The organism is Pseudomonas sp. CG7 (assembly GCF_023701885.1).
GTDB lineage: Bacteria > Pseudomonadota > Gammaproteobacteria > Pseudomonadales > Pseudomonadaceae > Aquipseudomonas > Aquipseudomonas zanjanensis.
The window spans coordinates 31,017-51,852 of the sequence record NZ_JABAEE010000006.1 but is presented as its reverse complement, the minus strand read 5'-3'; the positions used below and the strand labels follow the sequence as shown (position 1 = coordinate 51,852).

Below are 20,836 nucleotides of genomic sequence, written 5' to 3'. Positions count from 1 at the left end.
TCATCAAGGAGACAGGCGCAATGACCGGGAAAACGCAGCATGCAAACGTTCGTCGACCGGTCATTGCCCTGGTGTCCTGCCTGCTGTCGGGCGGTGCGTTCGGCGCGCCGCAACCGATTACGAATCTGCCTTTGCAGGCTGAGGGCGAGCACCACTGGCGCCTGCCTGCGGGGCACTACCAAGGCTCGTTCAGTATCGATCAGCCGATGACGCTCACTTGCGCACCAGAGGCGGTATTCGAGGCGCAAGGCGAGGGCAATGGCTTGATCATTCACGCGCCAAACGTGCAGGTCCAGGGCTGCACCTTCCTGGACTGGGGCCACGACCTTACGGCCATGAACGCCGCCGTGTTCATCCAGCCCGGGGCAACAGGCGCCGTGGTGCGCGGTAATCGGATGCAAGGCCAGGGCTTCGGTATCTGGGTCGATGGCACGCGGGACGTCAGCCTGATCGACAACCGCATCCAGGGCGACCCCAGCCTGCGCTCCCAGGACCGGGGCAACGGCATCCTTTTGTATGCGGTGCACGGCGCCCGGGTCATCGGTAATCAGGTGCGCGAAACCCGTGACGGCATCTACATCGACACCTCCAATGGCAACCTGCTCCAGGGCAATACGCTGGAGGATCTGCGCTACGGCGTGCATTACATGATCGCCAACGATAACCGCCTGCTGGACACCGTCACCCGGCGTACCCGCACCGGTTATGCCTTGATGCAAAGCCGCCAATTGACGGTGATCGGCAATCGCTCCGAACAGGACCAGAACTACGGGATCCTGATGAACTACATCACTTATTCCACCCTGCGCGACAACTTCGTCAGCGACGTGCGCGACGGGTCCACCGGCGACCCCATGATCAGCGGCGCCGAGGGCAAGGCCCTGTTCATCTACAACTCGTTGTTCAACCGCATCGAAGGCAACCATTTCGAGCGCAGCGCCGTGGGCATCCACCTGACGGCCGGCTCGGAGGACAACCGCATCGCCGGCAATGCCTTCGTCCACAACCAGCGCCAGGTCAAATACGTGGCCACGCGGTTGCAGGAATGGTCGGCGGACGGGCGCGGCAATTATTGGAGCGATTACCTGGGTTGGGATCGCAACGGCGACGGCCTGGGGGATGTGGCCTATGAACCCAACGACAACGTCGATCGCCTGCTGTGGCTGTATCCCCAGGTGCGGGTGTTGATGAACAGTCCGGGGATCGAGCTGCTGCGCTGGGTGCAGCGGGCGTTCCCGGTGATGAAATCTCCCGGGGTAATGGATAGTCATCCGCTGATGGAAACCCCTGTCCAGCCCCCACCACGCAACAGTGCCCAGGAGAACGCGTCTTGAACGTCGTCGAGATCGAAGAGGTCAGCCAGCGTTATGGCGATGTCGCCGTGCTGCGCGGGCTGGACTTGACCCTGGCCCAAGGCGAGGTGCTCGGGTTGTTCGGGCACAACGGTGCGGGCAAGACCACCACCATGAAGTTGATCCTCGGTTTGCTGCGAGCCAGCGAGGGGGAGGTGCGTGTGTTCGGTCGCGCACCCAGCGACCCGAGTGTCCGGCAGATGCTCGGTTATCTGCCCGAGAACGTGATGTTCTACCCGCAGTTGAGCGGGCTGGAAACCTTGCGCCATTTCGCCCGGCTCAAAGGCGCGGCACCGGCGCAGGTGGAGCGTCTGCTGGAGGAAGTGGGGCTGGCGGGCGCCGCCAGGCGGCGCGTGAGGACCTATTCCAAGGGCATGCGCCAGCGCCTCGGCCTGGCCCAGGCGCTGCTCGGCCAGCCGCGCCTGTTATTGCTGGACGAACCGACCGTGGGCCTGGACCCCATCGCCACCCAGGACCTTTATCAATTGCTCGATCGCCTGCGTTGGCAGGGCACCAGCATCATTCTATGCTCGCACGTGTTGCCGGGGGTGGAAGCGCACATCAACCGCGCCGCGATTCTGACCCGGGGTCGGCTTTTGGCTCTGGGCAGCCTGGCCCGGCTGCGGGAGGACGCGGGACTGCCGACGCTGATCCGCGCCTCGGGCCTGTCACGGGCCGACTGGCTTCGCCAGCATTGGCGCAGTGAAGGGCACGCCACCCAGGGCTGGGGCGCGGAAGGGGTGCAGGTGTCCGCGCCGGACGGCAGCAAACTGAACTTGCTGCGCCAGTTGCTGGCCCAGGACGACCCGACGGATGTCGAGATCAAGCCGCCGTCCCTGGAGGACCTGTACCGTCATTACATGGTCCGTGCCGCCGCCGAGGAGGGCAGCCTATGAACCCGGTCTGGAACATGGCCCGCAAGGAGTTCAGCGATGGCCTGCGCAATCGCTGGTTGTTGGCGATCAGCCTGTTGTTCGCGGTGTTGGCGATCGGCATCGCCTGGCTCGGCGCGGCGGCATCCGGTCAGTTGGGGTTTACCTCGGTGCCCGCCACGGTGGCGAGCCTGTCCAGCCTGGCGACGTTCCTGATGCCGCTGATTGCCTTGCTGCTGGCCTACGACGCGATTGTCGGCGAGGACGAGAACGGCACGTTGCTGCTGTTGTTGCCCTACCCGTTGGGGCGCGGCCAATTGCTCTTGGGCAAGTTTGTCGGGCACGGCTTGATCCTGGCCCTGGCCACCTTCATCGGCTTTGGCTGTGCGATGCTGGCCATCGCTCTGCTAGTGGACGATGTTCAGTTGGGCTTGCTGCTCTGGGCCTTTGGCCGGTTCATGTTGTCCAGCACGCTGCTGGGCTGGGTGTTCCTCGGGCTGGCCTATGTGCTGAGCAGCGTGTCGGCAGAGAAATCCACCGCCGCCGGATTGGCGCTCGGGGTGTGGTTTTTCTTCGTGCTGGTGTTCGACCTGGCCTTGCTGGCGCTGCTGGTGCTGAGCGAGGGGAGGTTCAGCCCTGAGCTGCTGCCATGGCTGTTGCTGTTCAACCCTACGGACGTGTATCGGCTGATCAACCTGACCGGGTTCGATGCGGCGTCCAGCGGTGCCGCAGTGTTGACCCTGGGCAGCGATTTGCCGGTGTCGGCGCCTTTGCTCTGGTTGTGCCTGGGCCTGTGGATGGCAATCCCGTTGTGGCTGGCCTACCGGTTGTTCAATCGCCGGTGCCCGTGAATGTCTGACTTGATCAAGGGAGCATGCAACGATGAATAGAGTGTCTTTGAAGACGGGCCGCCTCTTGGCCGGGTTATTGATGTGCCTGGCGTTGGCGGCGTGCGACAAGGCCGAGCCACCTGCGGCCAGCGAGGCGGCGCTGGCGTTCCATTCCAGTGATGAGTGCCATGTGTGCGGCATGGTCATCACTGACTTTCCCGGGCCCAAGGGCGCGGCGGGCGGGACAGGAGGCGTGAAGAAGTTCTGCTCGCCGGCGGAAATGCTGGGTTGGTGGTTGCAGCCGGAAAACCATCGGGCCGACGTCAAGCTGTATGTCCACGACATGGGGCGCAGCCATTGGGATGCGCCGGATGATGCCCATCTGATCGACGCCCGCAGCGCGTACTTCGTCATTGGCAGCGGGCTCAAAGGCGCCATGGGCGTGGTATTGGCTTCGTTCGCCGATCCCCAGGCGGCAGAAAAACTGGCGAGCGATACCGGCGGCCGGGTGCTGCGCCTGGAAGACATCGATCAGAAACTGCTGGGGCAGGTGCGCGCCATGGCGCCGATGAACCACTGATATTACCTGGGCACTGAACCGCTCTATTGCCAGCACCGAACCGCTTTTTGTGGCGAGGGAGCTTGCTCCCGCTGGGCTGCGCAGCAGCCCCAAGGCCAGGCGCCGCGGTGTGTCAGGCTGGTGTCGTCAGCCTCATGGGGGCGCTTCGCACCCCAGCGGGGGTAAGCTCCCTCGCCACAAAAGCGGCCTTCATTTGCTGGACGTCCGCGTGTGCTCACGGATGGGGAGTTTAGTTTTTGAAGAAGTGGAACTCGGAGCGTCCCTGGCGACATTTCCACGCAGGAGCGAGGGAACGATCGACAGCCCCTGACACACAGCTGAACGGCTGTTGTGGCGAGGGAGCTTGCTCCCGCTGGGCTGCGCAGCAGCCCCAAGGCCAGGCGCCGCGGTGTGTCAGGCTGGTGTCGTCAGCCTCATGGGGGCGCTTCGCACCCCAGCGGGAGCAAGCTCCCTCGCCACAAAGGTATTCCAAGCCAGGAGGAGGGGGCGCGGTGCGTACCAGCTTCTCATCCCATGGAAGTGTCCACCCACTACCCAAGTAGCATTCGTCGCCCCGGCGCGGCTTCGTACACTCAGGGCTCCTATCACGCACCCGCCGGAGGCGATGATGCAGCAGAGCGAAGGTGTGGTGAGCGCCATGTCCCAGGCGACCGACGTCCAGCAGGTGGCCCAGGCGCTGGCGCGGCAGTTGTTGCACCCGCACCTGGGGTTCGTGCTGTTTTTCTGTTCCGCCGAGTACGACTTGCCGGCCCTGGGCCAGGCGCTGTCCCAGAGTTTCGGCGGGATTCGCCTGGTGGGCTGCACCAGCGCCGGGGAAATCACCGCCCAGGGCTACGGTCGCAACTGTGTGACGGCGGTGGGGTTCGATCATCGACACTTTTCCATTGCCGCCGAGCTGATCGGTGAAATGGAGCACTTCAGCCTGATCGACGCCCAGCAAATGGTCGAGCGCCTGGCCAGCGGCTGTCGCAGCACCGCCTTGGCGCCGATCAAGGGCCACAGTTTCGCCTTGACCCTGCTCGACGGCCTGTCCAGCCGCGAGGAAATGGTGCTGGCGGCCTTGAGCGCCGCGTTGGGGGATATCCCGCATTTCGGCGGCTCGGCCGGCGATGACAACTACCTGACCCACACCCACGTCTACTTCGAAGGCCAGTTCCACAGCGGCGCGGCCGTGGTGGTGCTGATCAACACCTGGCTGGAGTTCGAGGTCTTCACCACCCACCACATCCTGCCCCGGGACGAGAAACTGGTGGTGACCGGCGCCGACAGTGCTTCGCGCCGGGTCTATGAGCTCAACGCCGAACCCGCCGCCGAGGAATATGCCCGGCACATCGGCGTTCCAGTGAGCGCCCTCGACTACCGAGTCTTCGCCGCCCATCCCCTGGCGGTGCGGATCAACGACCAGTACTACGTGCGGGCGATCCAGCAGGTGCACCCGGACCTGAGCCTGAGTTTCTACTGTGCGGTGGAGAACGGCATCGTCCTCACCGCGATGACCCCCGGTCCCTTGCTGCACAACCTGCAAACACTGTTCGACGGTTTGCAGGCGCGCCTCGGCGACTTGCTGCTGACCATCGGCTGCGATTGCTTCCTGCGGCGCCTGGAGCTGGAAGACCGCGGTGGCCTGGAACAGATCGGCGAGTTCCTGCGCGAACAACGGGTGATGGGGTTCAACACCTATGGAGAACAGTTCAATGGCCTGCACATCAACCAGACGTTCACCGGAGTTGCCATTGCCCGACATCGCGTCCCCGGCCATCGCTGACCTGCAGGTCCAGCTCGCCAGCCTGCAACACGAAAACCGCAAGTTGCGGCGCATCAACGCGGCGCTGATCGAGCGGGTGGAGTCCGGTGTGACCCGCGGCAACGACCCCTATGCGGCGTTCCAGCACTCGGTGGTGCTGGCCGAGCAGGTGCGTGAGCGCTCCGACGCGCTGAACCAGGCCATGGCCGAGCTCAAGGCCGGCAATCACTTGCTGGGCGAGGCGCGACTGCGGGCGGAAACTGCCCACCGGCACCTGATCGACGCCATCGAGAGCATCTCCGATGCGTTTGTGCTGTTCGACGAGCAGCAACGCATCGTCCTGTTCAACAGCCGCTTCAAGGCCTTCTGGGCCAACAGTCGGGTGCGCATCATCGCCGGGATGCGTCTTTCCGAGGTCAAGCGCTTGATGACCGCCAACGGCTTGTTCAGCGAAGAGCCCCGCGGCCAGGCCGACGAGCACGTGTTGTATCGCTTGCAGGACGGACGCTGGCTGCAGGTCAGCGAGCGGCCGACCCAGGAAGGCGGGCGAGTGATCCTCTTTACTGACATCACCGACGTCAAGCTCAGCGAAACCGTGCGCCGCGAGCAGGCCATCGCGCAGAAGTCCCACCTGTTGCAGCGGGCGGTGGACAACCTGTCCCAGGGTGTGGCGATGGTCAATGCCCAAGGCGTGCTGGAACTGTGGAACCGGCGCTTCCTTGAACTCAGTGGCCTGGCCCCGGTGGCGGCCCACCGGCCCTTCAACGAAGTGATCGGCGACAGTGAGCTGCAACTGCTGACCCCGGCCAGTCGCGACAGCAACGGCCGGTTGATCCATGAATGCGAGCAGCGCCTGTCCGATGGCCGCGTCTTGGAGATCCGCACGCATCCATTGCCCACCGGCGGTTACGTCAACACGTTTACTGACATCACCGAGCGCTACCAGCACGCCGAGGCACTGAGCGAAAGCGAGCGCTGGATCCGCCTGATCACCGACCATGTGCCGGCGCTGATCGCCTACCTCAACGCCGACCTGGTCTACGAATTCACCAACAAGGTCTATGAGCAGTGGTATTGCTGGCCCCGCGGCGTGATGCTCGGCCAGAGCCTGCGCGAAGCCCATAGCGAGCAGCATTACCAGCGCCTGGAAGCCTACGTGGACCGGGCATTGGCGGGTGAGAGCGTCACCTTTGAATTCGCCGAGACCAACATCAACAACCAGGAGCGCTACATGCTGCGCTCCTACGTGCCGAACCGCCTGGCCAACGGCGAAGTGGTCGGCATCTTCGTGCTGATCCGCGACATCACCGAACGCCGCCGCACCGCCGAGGCATTGCACCAGGCTTACCAGAACCTGGAACAGCGAGTCCAGGAGCGCACGGTCGAACTGACCACCCTCAACGACCAGTTGCTGCGGGAGATCGACGAGCGCAGCCGGGTGGAATTGCGCCTGCGGGAGGCTAAGCGCGAGGCAGAGCAAGCCAACCTGTCGAAGACCAAGTTTCTCGCAGCGGTCAGCCATGACCTGCTGCAACCGCTCAACGCCGCACGCTTGTTCACCAGTGCCCTGCTCGAACGTCGCGAGCCGGTGGCCAACGCGCAATTGGTGCGCAACGTCAGCAATTCGCTGCAGGACGTCGAGAACCTGCTGGGCACCCTGGTGGACATTTCCAAGCTGGACGCCGGGGTGATCAAGGCCGATGTCGCGCCGTTCGGCCTTAGCGAATTGCTGGACAACCTGGCCGCCGAATACGCCCAGATCGCCCGCAGCGAAGGGCTGGAGCTGCACTATGTCGGCTGTTCGGTGCTGGTGCGCAGCGACATGCAATTGCTCGCGCGGATCCTGCGCAACCTGCTGAGCAACGCCATTCGCTACACCCCCAGCGGTCGGGTGGTGCTGGGCTGCCGGAGGCATCGCCAGCGCGTGTCGATCCAGGTCTGGGACAGCGGCATCGGCATTGCCGAGAATCGCCTGGAGGAAATATTCCAGGAATTCAAGCGCGGCGACGTCCAGCGCCCGAACCAGGACCGTGGGTTGGGCCTGGGCCTGGCGATTGTCGAGAAAATCGCCGGGATCCTCGGGCACCGGATCCAGGTGCGCTCCTGGCCGGGCAAGGGCTCGATGTTCGCCATCGACGTGCCGCTGAGCGCCACCGCACCCAAGCCGTTGCCGTGCCTGGACATGAGCGAGCCGATGCTGGAACGACTGCGGGGGGCACGGGTCTGGGTGCTGGATAACGATGCGGCGATCTGCGCCGGCATGCGCACCTTGCTGGAGGGTTGGGGTTGCCAGGTGGTGACGGCGTTGTCGGAGCAGGACCTGGCCCGCCAAGTGGACAACTACCACGCCGAGGCCGACCTGTTGATCGCCGATTACCACCTGGACCACGATCAGAACGGTGTGGACGCCGTGGCCCGGATCAACGCCCGCCGGGCCTCACCGATCCCGGCCATGATGATCACCGCCAACTACAGCAACGAACTCAAGCAGCAGATCCGCGAGCGCGGCCACACCCTGATGCACAAGCCGGTGCGGCCGATGAAGCTCAAGATTGCGATGAGCCATCTGCTAAGCCAATCCCAGGGTCATTGAACCGAACGGCTTTTGTGGCGAGGGAGCTTGCTCCCGCTGGGGCGCGAAGCGGCCCCAAAATCCAGGCACCTCGGTGTGTCAGGCTTGTTCAGAATGGGGCTGCTTCGCGCCCCAGCGGGAGCAAGCTCCCTCGCCACATGTCCCTGTAGTGTTCAACCGTTCAACGCCGCAAATAGGCCCCGAAATCAATATCCCCGGCGCTGAGAATCGCCTGCACCCGGTTGTGCACATTAAGCTTGCGCAGGATCGCCGAGACGTGGGCCTTGACCGTGGTTTCGGCGATGTCCAGGGTGTAGGCGATCTGCTTGTTCGACTCGCCCTTGGTCATGCGTTCGAGCACCAGCAGTTGCTTGCGAGTCAGGGCCTGGAGCAGTTCCGGTGGGAACGCCGGGGTTTCGTTCAGGCGGCGGCCCGTCGGGCTTTTTTGTGTGCGGATGATGTCGGGCGGCAGGTACACGTTGCCGTTGAGGATCTGTTCGATGGCGTCGGTCATTTGCGAGCGTGGGGAGGATTTGGTGATGAAACCCACCGCGCCATAGGTGATGGCCTGCAACACCACTTGCTTGTCCTGCTCGGCAGAAACGATCACCACGGGGATGGTTGGCGCCTCGTTGCGCAGGTTGATCAGGCCATTGAGCCCGTGCATGCCGGGCATGTTCAGGTCCAGCAGGATCAGGTCCAGGTCGTCGTGTTCGGCGGTCAAGGCCAGGGCACTGTCGAGGTCGGCGGTCTCCATGACCTCGCTGCCAGGAAAACCGTCGCTGATGACGTTGTGGATGGCTTCGCGAAACAGTGGGTGATCGTCGGCTATCAGGATTTTATACATGGCCATTCACCTCGTTATTGTCGTGTGGGACAGGGCAGTTGCACGCATTTCTTGCACATTCAGGGAAAGGGTTCGGGCCGGGCCGCTTGCAGGGGCAGGTTCGCCGCCTCCCAGGCGTCCAGGCCATCGCGGTACCAATACAAATGCTTATAGCCCATGGCAGCGGCGCGTTTTACCGCGTTCCAGCTCAGCCAGCAATCCGAGCGGCAATAAAAGACCAGCGGTCGCTCCAGCCGCCCGCCGGTGGCCGTGCGCAGGTGATGGCTGAAGTAGTCCTGCCAGGTCGGGTCGAGATCGCCGTCCCCGGTATTGGCCAGCCAGAGGCTGCCGGGGAGGTTGGCATGGGGTTCGTTGTCGATGAAACGTCCCTGGACCCATGGACGACGGTAGACGTCGATCAGCAGCGGAGGCTGGGCTTGGTCGAGCAGGCGTTGCAGGGCTTGGGTGTCGAGGGTCTGGGCGCCGTCGACGGTGGCGGGTGTCGGGCTGCGGTATTGGGCGATGCGATAGCCCTGGGCTGAAAACAGCGCGGTCTCGGCCTGCGCGACATTCAGCGCCAGGCCCAGCAGGAGGATCGCCAGCAAACGGGGCATAGGATTTATCCTTTTTGTTATGCGCCCATTACATGCCAGGGTCGAGGCCTTGTGAATGCGACCATGGACAGGAAAACCGGTACTAAAGTAGTAATTTCGGTCTTAAAGACAAGTGTGATCCTGAAGTCATGCACGGTCTCTGTGGGAGCGCGCCTGCTCGCGATAGCGGTCTACCAGTCACATTTTTACTCGCTGAACCACCGCAATCGCGAGCAGGCTCGCTCCCACAGGGAACCCACAGGGGGATTGGCTTGGGGCCGGTTCAGCTGGCCTTGCGCAACGCCGCATGCTGCGGATTGAACGTCCACACCGCCAACAACGCGAACACCAGGGTCAAGCCCATGCACACCGCCATCGCCAGCAGGTTGAACTGCTCATACAGCGCATAACGCACCAACTCCACGCCATGGGTGAACGGGCTGACCGCGCAGAGCCAGTACAGCCACGGGCTGGCTTCCTGCATTTTCCATAGCGGGTACAGCGCCGAGGACAGGAAGAACATCGGGAAGATCACGAAATTCATCACCCCGGCGAAGTTCTCCAATTGCCGGATGGCATTGGACAACAACAGGCCCAGGGCACTGAGCATCAGCGCTACCAACAGCAGCGCCGGCAAGGCCAGCAGCAGGCCCATGGCCGGCGGTTGGATGCCGTACAGCCAGGCGATGGCGAGAAAGGCATAGACCTGCAACAGCGAGATCAGCGACGTCGCCAGCAACTTGCTCGCCAGCAGGAACGCCCGGGGCAGGGGACTGGTGAGCAGCACGCGCATGCTGCCCATTTCCCGGTCGTAGACCATCGACAGCGAGCCCTGCATGCCGTTGAACAACAGGATCATGCAGGCCAGCCCCGGCACGATGTACACCTCGTAGGGGATGTAGGTGTCGTAGGGGGCGATGATGGCGATGCCCAGTGCCGCGCGAAAGCCGGCGGCGAACACCAGTAGCCACAGCAGTGGCCGGACCAGGGCGCTGAGCAGCCGGGTGCGTTGCAGCGCGAAGCGCAGCCATTCGCGCATGACGATGCCGCTGAAACAGTGCCAGTACACGCTCATGGTCGGGCTCCCGAAGCGGTCAAATGGGTGAAGGCCGAACCGAGGGTGCCGCCGTGTTCCTGGCTCACCGCATCGGCCTTGCCGCTGGCGACCAGGCGGCCCTGATGCACGATCAACAGGTCATCGCTGGGCTGCACTTCGTCCAGCAGGTGAGTGGTCCAGAGCACGCTGATGCCTTGCTCGCGGCACAGTTGCCGGATGTGCAGGCCGAGGGCGAGGCGGCTGGCCGGATCAAGGCCGACGCTGGGTTCGTCGAGCAGCACCAAGCGCGGTTCGTGGAGCAGGGCCCGGGCGAGCTCCACCCGGCGCCGGTGGCGGCCGTTGAGGGCGCGCTCCCGTTCTTGGCGCCGCTCGATCAGGTGCTGGCGAGTCAGTTCGGCGTCGAGGCGGGCGCTGCCCTGGCGTCGGGAAAAACCATGCAGCGCCAGGTGGTAGCGCAGGTTCTGTTCGATGCTCAGGTCCAGGTCCAGGGTACTTTGTTGGAACACCACACCCAACTGGCGCAAGGCCGGACGCGGAGAACTTTGCAGAGAATGACCGTCGATGCGGATCTCGCCACGCTGCAGGTCGTACAGGCGGGTGAGCAGGGCGATCAGCGTCGACTTACCAGCACCGTTGGGTCCCAGCAGCGCGGCGAAACGTCCAGCGGGCAGGCGGAAACTCATCTGCTTGAGGGCTTCGCGTGCGCCATAGGCAAAGCTCAGGTCGCTGACCTCCAGGGCGTTCATGGCGTCACCACCACACCCCATGGATAGCGTCCGACTTTCACTGACTTCAGGACTTTGCGGCTCTCTACATCGATCACCGAGACATCGCCGCTGACGCCATTGGTCGCCAGCAGTTGCTTCTGGTCTGGGGTGAACGCCAGTTGCCACACTCGTCGGCCCACCAGCAGGTAGTCCAGCACTTCGAAGGTCTTGGCGTCGATCACCGCCACATGGTTGGCCGGGCCCAGGGCGACGAACGCCAGCGTGCCATCGGCACTGAGCTTGATGCCCACCGGCTGGACCTTGTCCGGGTGCACGCCCTTGATCTGGAAGGTCAAGGTCTTGAGCACCTGGCGCGTGGCGACGTCGAGAATGGTCAAGGTGCCGCCGATCTCCGCCGAGGCCCAGAGCTGCGTACCGTCGCGATTGAATTCGACGAAACGCGGGCGCTGGTCCACCAAGGTATTGTCGGCCAAGGTCTGGGTGCTGGTGTCGATCCAGTGCAGCATGTTCGTGGTTTCACTGGTGTTGACCGCCCACTGGCCGGCGGGGCTGACGGCCATGCCTTCGGGCTCGACCCCCACGCCGATCTGGCCCAGGACTTCGGAGGTCTGGGTGTCGATCACCGTGACCAGGGCATCGTCCTCGTTGGACACGTAGAGCCAGCGGTCGTTGGGGTGCAGGGCGAACTGCTCCGGGTCCTTGCCGGCCGGCAGTTCCTTGATGATTTTTCGGGTGGCGACGTCCATCACCTGGACCCGGTCCGAGTCGCTGGCGCAGATGTACAGCAGGCGATTGTCATGGGACAGCAGCAGGCCCCGGGGACGCTGGCCTACCGGCAGGGTTTCGATGACTTCCAGGCGCTGTAGGTCGATCAGGCTCAGGCTGTTGTCTTTTTCGTTGGAGACCCAGGCGATGCTGGCGGCGGCGGGGCCGGCGGCGAGCAATGCAGCGCCCAGGGTGAGGGCTTTGCATAGCAGGGTCGGGCGGAGCTGGGCCGGGTAAATCAAGGCGCGGCGCATGGCGGTTTCCTTATTGTTGTTATCGATCAGGGGTAACGGCAGCTCACTTCGGGCTGGTCGTAGCCCAGGCTGTCCATTTCATTGGAAGGGGGGAGGAAGCCGTCCTGGGGCGATGTGCTGACCAGGGCCCGGGGCTGGACCAGGGGAATCGGTTGGCGCAGTTGGCCATTCCAGGGGCGATAGCTGAGCTTGCGCCCCTTGAAACCGTCCAGCGGCAATTGGTCGCTGAGGGCCAGTTGACGGATGGCGAACGGGTCGTCCTGGCGCAGTTTGCTCACGGCGGCGGTGATGCTGCGCACGGCGATCCAGGCGGCGAAGTCGCGGTCGTTCATCCAGCGCCCGGCCAGGGCTTCGAAGCGTTTTTGCAACTGCGCCGCGCCGTAGGTTTCCACGGTCTTGTGCCAGCCGGTGGGCGTCAGCCCTTGGGTGCCCGCCACCGGGCGCGGGAACCAGGTCTGGTAGGGCAGGTATTCACCGAAGTCGCCGCGTTCGTCGGCCACCAGCACCACGTCGTACTCGGCGGTCTGGGTGAACAGCGGCATGTCGGCCTGGGCGCTGCGGCGCTGGTCGTTGTCGAACTGCCAGGCCTTCTCGGCGACGGTCTTCATGCCGAAGCGCTTCATGGCCCGGCGCAAGGCAGCGGCGTAGGCCTGGTCCTCGGGCGTCTGGCCGACGACCAGCAAGGCCCGCTGCCATTTGCGCACGACGCTGAACTGCACCAGGGCATCGGCGAGCATGGCACGGTCGGGCAGGCTGTGCAGCACGTTGACCAGGCAGTCGGTGGTGCGCAGGCTGTCGTCGGGACTGCCGGCGTTGAACAGCAGGCTGTCGGGCAGGGCGGCGCTGAGCTGGCGCAGGCTGGCGGCCGGTGCGTTGACCACGAACAACCGCAGGCCGTGGTCGTGTTGGGTTCGGGCGGCCTGGAGCAGGGCATCGGGCGTGTCGGCGCTGGCGCTTTCCAGGCGGTAGTCGTGCTTGAGGAAACGCCCGGTGCTGTTGCTGTCGACGATCGCCAGCTCAGCGCCGCGCAAGCCGGCATCGGCCGGTTCGGCGATGACATTGGAGAGCAGCGGGCCCGGGTTGGGGCGATAAGCCAGGTAGCCGATGCGCACTTGCAACGGTGCGGCATCGCCGGCGTGAGCGGTTGTCGCTGCCAGCAGAAAAACCAGGGCGTAACTGACGAGCCGGCGCATGACGTCCTCCATTGCGGGTAGCGCCAGCATAGGAAGGCCGCGGCCAAGGGGAAATATGCAGAAAGTACCGCCGGGGCAGTACCAAGGTAGTAACTCGCCTTGGCGGCCGGGGTTTTAGGATGCAAGGCAATCGTTATTGACCAGGAGTGGACAGACCATGCGGATTCTCAAGACCCTGCTGCTGCCGTTCCTGTTGATCCTGAGCTTGGTCGGTGTGGATCGTCCCAAAACCTGGAAACCCCCAAGCCCCCCTGTGGGAGCGAGCTTGCTCGCGATAGCGGTGGTTCAGTCGACCACGGTATTGAATGTGCCGCCGTCATCGCGAGCAAGCTCGCTCCCACAGGGGATGGGTGTCAATTCAGGGCAGGAACGTTAGCCATGTCAGCCCTCTGGCGAATCAACCTCTGGGTTTGCGCCTTCTTCGCCCTGGTCACCCTGGCCTGTGCCGTCCTGCTGTTGCACCAGGCCATGGCCGATGTGAAGCGTGAATTGCAATCGGCCGAGTCGGTGGTGCATTACCTGCGCGAAACCGCCGAGCGCGACCCGGCCAGTCTCCAGCCACGGTTGACCGGCAGCCTGCGTCATGTGCGGGTCCGTTGGTTGGTTCCCGGCGAGCTGTTCCCGGCGGATGAGGAAGGGGTGAAGGCCTTGCTCGGCCGCCGCCTGCTGGACGATGGCCCGGCGGCCCAGGTGGTGGATTTGCCTGACGGTCGACGGGCATGGATTGCCGTCGATCCGCGGGACGAGATCGACGAGATCCTCGATTCATTGGTGCAACTGTTGTACGTCTGCGCCTTGGCGTTGTTACTCAGCCTGTTGGTGATCCGCTGGGCGGTACGGCGTGGCATGCGTTTGCTCGACGAGCTACTGCAAGCGCTGCGCCAGGTGTCTGCGGGAAACCTGCAGGTGCGCCTGGGCACTGAAGGTGTGCCGGAGGCGCAGCAATTGGCGGGGCATTTCAACCGCATGACCGCTGCCTTGGCCGAGGCCCAGGCCGATAACGCCCGGCTCACCCAGGCCTTGCTGGCGGTGCAGGAGCAGGAGCGCACCCGGCTGGCCCAGACCCTGCACGACGACCTGGGCCAATATGTGGCCGGTATTCGTGCCCGTGCCTGCCTGCTGCGGCTGGTGATGGATCAACCGCCGACGCTGGAACAGACCGTCAGCCAGCTTGAAGACCATTGCGAGCATTTGCAGCAGGGGTTCCGGGCGCTGGTGCATGACTTGTACCCGGTGGTGTTGCAGCACCTGCCGTTATGTGAGGCCATCGAGGTGTTGGCCGGGCGATGGCAGGCAACCCAGGGCATCGCCTGCCAGTTGCGGATCGATACCGCCCTGCCACCCATGTCGGGGCCCGACAAGACCCATCTGTATCGTTTGTTGCAGGAAGCGTTGACCAACGTTGCCCGACATGCCGGTGCCACGCAGGTACGGAGTCGCCTGCAACATCGCGCCGGACGCTTGCGCTTGCTGGTGCGCGACAACGGTCAGGGCGCGCCGCAACCACCGCGTGCGGGCGTGGGCCTGCATTCGATGGCCGAACGGGCACGGAGCCTTGGCGGTGAGTTGCGTGTCATCAGCCAGCCCGGTGCCGGTTGGGCGCTGGCCTTGAATATTGCCTGGGAGGCGTGATGAACATTTTGTTGGTGGATGACCATGCGGTGGTGCGGCAGGGCTATGCCAGTTTGTTGCGGGTACTGATGCCGGACCTGCAGGTCCGCGAAGCGGCCACGGGTGAAGAGGCGCTGAGCCAGGTGCTGGAGCAGGTGCCTCATCTGGTGATCATGGACTTCGGCTTGCCCGGGATCAGTGGCTTGGAAACCACCCGGCGGCTGCGCCAGCGACTGCCGCAACTGCGGGTGTTGTTCTTCAGCATGCACGACGAACTGCCGCTGGTGCGCCAGGCGCTGGATGCGGGTGCGGCGGGCTACCTGACCAAGAACTCGGCGCCCCAGGTGCTGGTGGAAGCGGTGCGGCGGGTGCTTGGGGGCCATGCCTACATCGAACAGTCCTTGGCCACGCAACTGGCCTGCGCCAGCTCGCGACAGGCTGTCGATCCACGCCTGCAATGCATGACCCAGCGGGAGCTGGAGATTTTCGTCATGCTCGCCAAGGGTACCCCGGCCCGGACCATCGCCGAACAGCTGTGCATCAGCGCCAAGACCGTGTCCAACCACCTGACGCTGCTCAAGAGCTAGTTGCAGGTCAGTTCCCATGCCGAGCTGGTGCATTTGGGGATCGATATGGGGGGGGTGCGGGTGGCCGGTTAATGTTTGATTTGAAATGCGATCACCTGTGGCGAGGGAGCTTGCTCCCGCTGGGGTGCGGAGCGCCCCCAAAACCCGGCACCTCGGTGTGTCAGGCTCATTGAGTTGACCCTATTGGGGGCTGCTTCGCACCCCAGCGGGAGCAAGCTCCCTCGCCACAAGGATTTGTGTGATCCAGAGCCTTCACTGATCCCAGGACGTTGGGCACCCGGTACAGCCCTGCATATTCGCATCCTGGAAATTCCCATAATGCTGGCGAGAACCGCTCAAGTTGGCCTGTTCCAGGTTGCTTTCGCCGAGCTTGGCTTCTTGCAGGTTGGCGTCGCGCAGGTTGGCGCCCTTGAGGTCGGCCTTGCTCAGCCAGGCCATTTCCAGGTCTGCGGCTTGCAGATTGGCCTCGCGCAGGCGGGCACCGGACAGGCGAGCGAATTGCAGGTAGGCCGCCGTCAGGTCGGCACGCTGGAATTGCGCGCCTTGGGCGAACAGGCCCCAGCCCTGGATCGCCATGAGCGTGGCACCGCTGAAGTCCGCCAGGCGCAGGTTGCTTTGTTGCAGGCTGGCACGGGTCAGGTTGGCGCCTTGTAGCTGGGCTTTCTCAAGGTTGGCCAAGTCCAGCCGCGCGTGCCGCAGGTCGGCATCGCGCAGGTCGGCGCCGCTGAGGTTCATCTTGCGCAGGTCCTGGTTCGCCAGTTGTGCGCCGCGCAGGTTTGCGCCGGGGCATTGGCTGGATTCGGCGATGGTGCAGCCGTTGATGGTCAGTGGGGTGTCGGGGTCGTCGGCATGGGCAAAGGTGCCGATGAACAGAAGCAGCAGTGGCAATGATTTCATGGCATGAACTCAGTGAACTGTGGGAGCGAGCCTGCTCGCGAAAACGTAGTGTCAGTCAATATCTAAATTGGCTGGACCACCGCATTCGCGAGCAGGCTCGCTCCCACAGGGATTGTGGAGTAGGTCAGCGGTTATTTCTGCGCCGTCGCCTTATCCCAACTCGGGATCTTGAACACCCAGAACGACCCGCCCTGGGCCACGGGCTTGGTCAGTTCGGCCATGTCGCCGCCCCACAGCGGCACGGCGCCGCCGTAGCCGACGGTCACGCCGATAAACTGCTCGCCGTCCTGCTCCCAGGTGATGGGCGGGGAGACGATGCCGCTGCCGGTCTGGAATTTCCACAGTTCCTTGCCGGTCTTCGCGTCGAAGGCCTTGAAGAAGCCGTCGCCGGTGCCGGTGAACACCAGGTTGCCCTTGGTCGCCAGCACGCCGGCCCACAGCGGTAGCGGTTCCTTGTGTTCCCAGACCACTTTGCCGGTGGTGGGGTTCATCGCTCGCAGGCTGCCGACGTGATCGTCGTACATGCGCTTGATGCGGAAGCCCATGCCCAGGTAGGCCGAACCTTTCTTGTAGTTCACTTCCTCGGTCCAGTACTCCTCTTTCCACTGGTTGCCGGGGACGTAGAACAGGCCGGTGTCCTGGCTGTAGGCCATGGGGTTCCAGTTCTTGCCGCCGAGGAAGGGCGGCGAGACTTCAACCGGTTTGCCCTTGGTTTCACCGGGCAATGGCTTGGCCGGGCGCTGGCCGGGGTTTTCCACCGGGCGGCCGGTCTTCAGGTCGATGTGGCTGGCCCAGGTGATGTTGTCGACGAAGGGGAAAGCGTTCTGCAGCTTGCCGTTGTTGCGGTCCACCACGTAGAAGAAACCGTTGCGGTCGGCGTGGGCGGTGGCCTTGACCACCTTGCCGTCCTTGTCCTTGTAGTCGAACAGCACCAGCTCGTTGTTGCCGGAGAAATCCCAGGCGTCGTTGGGCGTGTGTTGGTAGAACCACTTCACCTCGCCGGTGCTTGGGTCGACCCCGACCTGGCCGGAGGTGTAGAGGCTGTCGTAATCATGGGGGTTGCCGTCCTTGGACGTGCGCGCCCAGGTGTTCCAGGGGCCGGGGTTGCCCGCGCCGACGATGATGGTGTTGGTCTCGGGATCGAAACTGGCGCTCTGCCAAGGTGCGCCGCCGCCATGGCTCCAGGCCTCGACCTTGCCGGTCTCGGTGGTCTTGTCGTCGGGCCAGGAGGGCGCCTTGACGTCGCCGGTCGGCGTGCTGTCCTTGCCGTTGAGGCGGCCCATGTGACCTTCGACGAACGGGCGCATCCAGACTTCCTCACCCGTGTCCGGGTCGCGGGCGAACAATTGCCCGACCACACCGAACTCATCACCGGAACTGCCGTGGATCAGCAGGACCTTGCCGCTGGTCTTGTCCTTGATCAGCACCGGGGCGCCGGTCATGGTGTAGCCGCCGGCGTGATCACCGAACTTCTTGTTCCACACCACTTTGCCGGTGTTCTTATCCAGGGCGACCACGCGCGCATCCAGGGTGCCGAAGTAGATCTTGTCGCCATAGATGGCCGCACCCCGATTGACCACGTCGCAGCACGGACGAATGTTGTCCGGCAGCCGGTGGTTGTAGGTCCACAGGCGCTTGCCGGTCTTGGCGTCGAGGGCGAACACCCGCGAGTACGAACCGGTGACGTACACCACGCCGTCGCTGACGATGGCCTGGGATTCCTGGCCGCGCTGCTTCTCGTCGCCGAATGAGTAGGACCAGGCCGGGGTCAGCTTGAACACGTTCTTGTCGTTGACCTGGGCCAGCGGGCTCCAGCGCTGGGCGTTGGTGCCCATGCCGTATTGCAACACGTCCTGGGTGGTCAGGTGGTCGTTGGCGATGTCTTCCCAACTGACCCCTGGCGCTGCGGCGCTGGCCAAGGGGCTTAGCGACAGACTGCCGGCCAGCAGGAAGGCAACCGTCAGGGAGGAGAGGGCGGGTAGCGTTTTTATTCTCATGGTGGCAGTTCCCAGTGAAAGGTTTTGGCCTGACTAGGTTGGGTTGCGCCGGGGGCCGCCGATACGGAAAAAGTCCCGCCTTTGCCGGGAAGATTTCCCAAACCGCCTGTCTTTGCGACTTGCGTCGGATGGCCTGCTACCAAGGAACTAGACCCCGGCCACCAAAGCAGCATTCGGCTGGCGGCACAGGGTTCCTAAGATGACGGCACGGCCTCTGCCAAGAGGTCTTGCGTGCAATCCAGAGGGCATAACAATGACAACAAAACGCAACGCCATCATCGCTACCGCATTATGGATGGGGCTGACCGGCGCAGGCTCCGCATGGGCCCATGGCAACGTAGTGCCCCAAGCAGTGGAAACCAAGGGACTGACCCCGATCAAGGACACCAACTTGCCGTTGGACGCCGATGGATGGGCTGCCCAGAACCCGTATCGCAATGCTCCCGAGCGTGAAAAAGCCGTGGAGATCGGCGCCTCGGCCTACAACCAGAACTGCGCGGCCTGCCATGGCCTGGAGGCCAAGTCCGGCGGGATCGCCCCGGACCTGCGCATGCTCGACGCCGCCGAAGCCGGCGATGAGTGGTTCGTCGAACGCGTACGCCACGGTGCGGTGCGCGACGGCCGGGTCTATATGCCGAAAATGGCCGACTACCTGAGCCAGGAGGCCTTGTGGGCGGTGCGCACCTACCTCGACAGCGTACACGTCGAGGAGTGAGTGCCATGCGCCTGTTCGCGTGGGTAATGTGCAGCCTCTTGCTGTTTGGCCAGGCGGTGCAGGCGCAGGTGCGCAGCTACGACCAGATGATCGCCGCCGGGGAGTTGAAGGTGGCGGTCTACAAGGATTTCGCACCCTACAGTTTTGAAGACCAGGGCCAGCCCCGGGGGGTTGATGTTGAATTGGCGCAAGCCCTGGCCAAGGCCATGGGCGTGCGTCTGAAACTGATGTGGGCACCACCCGGCGAGAAGCTCGACGACGATCTGCGCGACTACATCTGGCGCAGCAGCCCGTTGCACGACCGGCAACTGGCCGACCTGATGATGCGGGTGCCGTACGATCACGACTACGTGCAAAGACGCAACGACATCGGGGAACTGGAAAACGTCCAGGTGGTGATGTTCGGTCCCTATCAGCAGGAATGCTGGCAGGTGGCGTATGACCGTCGCCGGCTGGAGTCGGTGGGCAGCGTCGCCGTGTTCCAGCAACACCCCATCGGGGTGGAGGTCGACAGTGTGCCGTCGTTCTACCTGACCTCGGTGTTCAACGGCATGCTCAGCGCCAAGACTCGCCATTACCCCAGCGTCGCCAAGGCTTTCGGGGCCATGCAGGCCGGAGAGGTCGACGCCGTCATGGCCATGCGCGGGGAAGTTGACTGGCAGGTGCATGAGGCGGCCGATCAGCAGCTGGCGCTGGCGGAGAATGCCTATCCAAACATGGGCAAGCAACGCTGGGAAATCGGCATGGCGGTGCACGAAAGCAACCGTCAGTTGGCCTACGCGGTGGAAGAGGCGCTGGAAGGCTTGATCCGCGACGGCAGCCTCAAGGCGATGTATGCCCGCTATGGCCTGCGCTACGACGTACCCGAAATGTACCAATAGGAGCGCAGGGATGAACTGGCGAGCGTATGGCCTGCTGTTAGGATGCCTGCCGTGGCTGGCGATGGCGGTCGAGCCGGGGAAGGATCCGGTGCCGTCGGTGATGTGGGCCTTTTATCACAAGCAGTTGCTGGGGGACGCGCCGTTCGTGTTCGACGACCGGGTGCGGCTGCTGGCACCACCGTTTGCCGAAGATGCGCGACAGGTGCCACTGGAAATCGATGCCCGGGCCTTTGCCGGCGACGTCATACGGGTACTGGCCTGGGCCGAGCTGAACCCGCTGCCGAAAATCGTCGATTTCCAACCCGGGGAGCGGGTGCTGCCTTGGCTGTCGGTCCGTATTCGCATCGAGCAAGCCACGCCGTTGCGCGCCGCCGTGCAGACCCGCGATGGTCTGTGGCACGTCGGTTCGACCCTGATCGATGCAGCCGGTGGCGGCTGCACTGCTCCCAGCGTGGTGCGCACCCAGCCGGGCTGGGAGGAACACTTGGGCGAGGTGCTGGGCGGCCGTTATCCGCGAGGGGATTCGAGTCGCCTGCGCCTGCAAGTCAACCATCCAATGGACAACGGCCTGGTGAGCGGCATCCCGGAGTTTTTCCTCAACCACGCGCAACTGCTGGACGCCGACGGCCAGGTGTTGGCGCGCCTGGAGCTGTTCCCGGCGGTCAGCGAAAACCCCAACCTGGGCTTCGATATCCAAGGCCCGGGACAGACCCGCCTGGTGCTGCGCGACAACAGCGGCAACGCGTTCGAGGCGGCCATTCCCTGACCAGAAGGAGCGCGCC

Annotated in this window: 18 protein-coding genes and 1 pseudogene; 11 read left to right on the top strand and 8 right to left on the bottom strand. The window is 64.0% G+C overall.

Translation table 11 applies throughout. The features are described 5' to 3' along the window. Positions 1–20 precede the first annotated feature (20 nt). From HGO40_RS04465 to nahK, 6 genes are all read left to right on the top strand, one after another. Entirely contained in the window at positions 21–1,334 is a 1,314-nt protein-coding gene (locus HGO40_RS04465; RefSeq protein WP_250962046.1) for a nitrous oxide reductase family maturation protein NosD, read from the top strand. Further along, positions 1,331–2,248 (top strand): ABC transporter ATP-binding protein, encoded by a 918-nt coding sequence (locus HGO40_RS04460; protein WP_250962045.1) that lies wholly within the window; start codon positions 1,331–1,333, stop codon positions 2,246–2,248. Before HGO40_RS04465 ends, HGO40_RS04460 begins: the two co-directional genes overlap by 4 nt. Next, positions 2,245–3,075, top strand: coding sequence for an ABC transporter permease (locus HGO40_RS04455; protein ID WP_250962044.1), 831 nt, complete (start codon positions 2,245–2,247; stop codon positions 3,073–3,075). Before HGO40_RS04460 ends, HGO40_RS04455 begins: the two co-directional genes overlap by 4 nt. Positions 3,076–3,106: 31 nt before the next feature. After that, the gene (locus tag HGO40_RS04450) at positions 3,107–3,634 is read left to right on the top strand and encodes a nitrous oxide reductase accessory protein NosL (RefSeq protein ID WP_250962043.1); all 528 of its coding nucleotides are present in this window, start codon (positions 3,107–3,109) and stop codon (positions 3,632–3,634) included. A 607-nt stretch (positions 3,635–4,241) separates the two neighbouring features. After that, positions 4,242–5,399: a nitric oxide-sensing protein NosP gene (gene nosP / locus HGO40_RS04445; protein ID WP_502943186.1), complete on the top strand. Its 1,158-nt coding sequence runs from the start codon at positions 4,242–4,244 to the stop codon at positions 5,397–5,399. Next, entirely contained in the window at positions 5,329–7,971 is a 2,643-nt protein-coding gene (gene nahK / locus HGO40_RS04440; RefSeq protein ID WP_250962041.1) for a hybrid sensor histidine kinase/response regulator NahK/ErcS', read from the top strand. Before nosP ends, nahK begins: the two co-directional genes overlap by 71 nt. Positions 7,972–8,131: 160 nt before the next feature. On the opposite strand, the gene HGO40_RS04435 is transcribed toward nahK, so the two are convergent. From HGO40_RS04435 to HGO40_RS04410, 6 genes are all read right to left on the bottom strand, one after another. Beyond that, on the bottom strand, positions 8,132–8,797 hold the full coding sequence (locus HGO40_RS04435) for a response regulator transcription factor (protein ID WP_186731030.1): 666 nt from the start codon (positions 8,795–8,797) through the stop codon (positions 8,132–8,134). 59 nt (positions 8,798–8,856) lie between these two features. Continuing rightward, positions 8,857–9,390, bottom strand: a complete 534-nt coding sequence (locus HGO40_RS04430) for a PQQ-dependent catabolism-associated CXXCW motif protein (RefSeq protein ID WP_250962040.1) — start codon at positions 9,388–9,390, stop codon at positions 8,857–8,859. Positions 9,391–9,652: 262 nt separating this feature from the next. After that, positions 9,653–10,444: a lanthanide ABC transporter permease protein PedC gene (locus HGO40_RS04425; RefSeq protein ID WP_250962039.1), complete on the bottom strand. Its 792-nt coding sequence runs from the start codon at positions 10,442–10,444 to the stop codon at positions 9,653–9,655. Further along, the gene (locus HGO40_RS04420; RefSeq protein ID WP_250962038.1) at positions 10,441–11,172 is read right to left on the bottom strand and encodes a lanthanide ABC transporter ATP-binding protein PedB/LutE; all 732 of its coding nucleotides are present in this window, start codon (positions 11,170–11,172) and stop codon (positions 10,441–10,443) included. Before HGO40_RS04420 ends, HGO40_RS04425 begins: the two co-directional genes overlap by 4 nt. Further along, positions 11,169–12,173, bottom strand: coding sequence for a YVTN family beta-propeller repeat protein (locus HGO40_RS04415; protein WP_250962037.1), 1,005 nt, complete (start codon positions 12,171–12,173; stop codon positions 11,169–11,171). The genes HGO40_RS04420 and HGO40_RS04415 overlap by 4 nt, the downstream gene beginning before the upstream one ends. Before the next feature lie 26 nt (positions 12,174–12,199). Further along, complete coding sequence (locus HGO40_RS04410) at positions 12,200–13,366, bottom strand: lanthanide ABC transporter ABC transporter substrate-binding protein PedA1 (RefSeq protein WP_250962036.1); 1,167 nt, start codon at positions 13,364–13,366, stop codon at positions 12,200–12,202. 378 nt (positions 13,367–13,744) lie between these two features. On the opposite strand from HGO40_RS04410, the gene HGO40_RS04405 reads away from it, so the two are divergent. After that, positions 13,745–14,998: a HAMP domain-containing sensor histidine kinase gene (locus tag HGO40_RS04405; RefSeq protein WP_250962035.1), complete on the top strand. Its 1,254-nt coding sequence runs from the start codon at positions 13,745–13,747 to the stop codon at positions 14,996–14,998. Further along, a pseudogene (locus HGO40_RS04400) lies at positions 14,998–15,636 on the top strand (response regulator). Before HGO40_RS04405 ends, HGO40_RS04400 begins: the two are co-directional and overlap by 1 nt. A 180-nt stretch (positions 15,637–15,816) precedes the next feature. Here the strand turns inward: HGO40_RS04400 and HGO40_RS04395 are convergent. Together HGO40_RS04395 and exaA are read right to left on the bottom strand one after the other, a co-directional pair. Further along, positions 15,817–16,461: a pentapeptide repeat-containing protein gene (locus HGO40_RS04395; RefSeq protein ID WP_250962034.1), complete on the bottom strand. Its 645-nt coding sequence runs from the start codon at positions 16,459–16,461 to the stop codon at positions 15,817–15,819. Between the two features lie 131 nt (positions 16,462–16,592). Beyond that, positions 16,593–18,458 (bottom strand): quinoprotein ethanol dehydrogenase, encoded by a 1,866-nt coding sequence (gene exaA, locus HGO40_RS04390; protein ID WP_250962033.1) that lies wholly within the window; start codon positions 18,456–18,458, stop codon positions 16,593–16,595. A 253-nt stretch (positions 18,459–18,711) separates the two neighbouring features. Here exaA and pedF point away from each other — a divergent pair, with 253 nt between their 5' ends. From pedF to HGO40_RS04375, 3 genes are read left to right on the top strand one after another with little or no spacing between them, the layout of a single operon-like run. Further along, positions 18,712–19,173: a cytochrome c-550 PedF gene (gene pedF / locus HGO40_RS04385; RefSeq protein WP_186707614.1), complete on the top strand. Its 462-nt coding sequence runs from the start codon at positions 18,712–18,714 to the stop codon at positions 19,171–19,173. A 5-nt stretch (positions 19,174–19,178) separates the two neighbouring features. Continuing rightward, complete coding sequence (locus HGO40_RS04380; protein WP_250962032.1) at positions 19,179–20,054, top strand: substrate-binding periplasmic protein; 876 nt, start codon at positions 19,179–19,181, stop codon at positions 20,052–20,054. 10 nt (positions 20,055–20,064) lie between these two features. Beyond that, on the top strand, positions 20,065–20,820 hold the full coding sequence (locus HGO40_RS04375; RefSeq protein ID WP_250962031.1) for a quinoprotein dehydrogenase-associated SoxYZ-like carrier: 756 nt from the start codon (positions 20,065–20,067) through the stop codon (positions 20,818–20,820). Positions 20,821–20,836 lie beyond the last annotated feature (16 nt).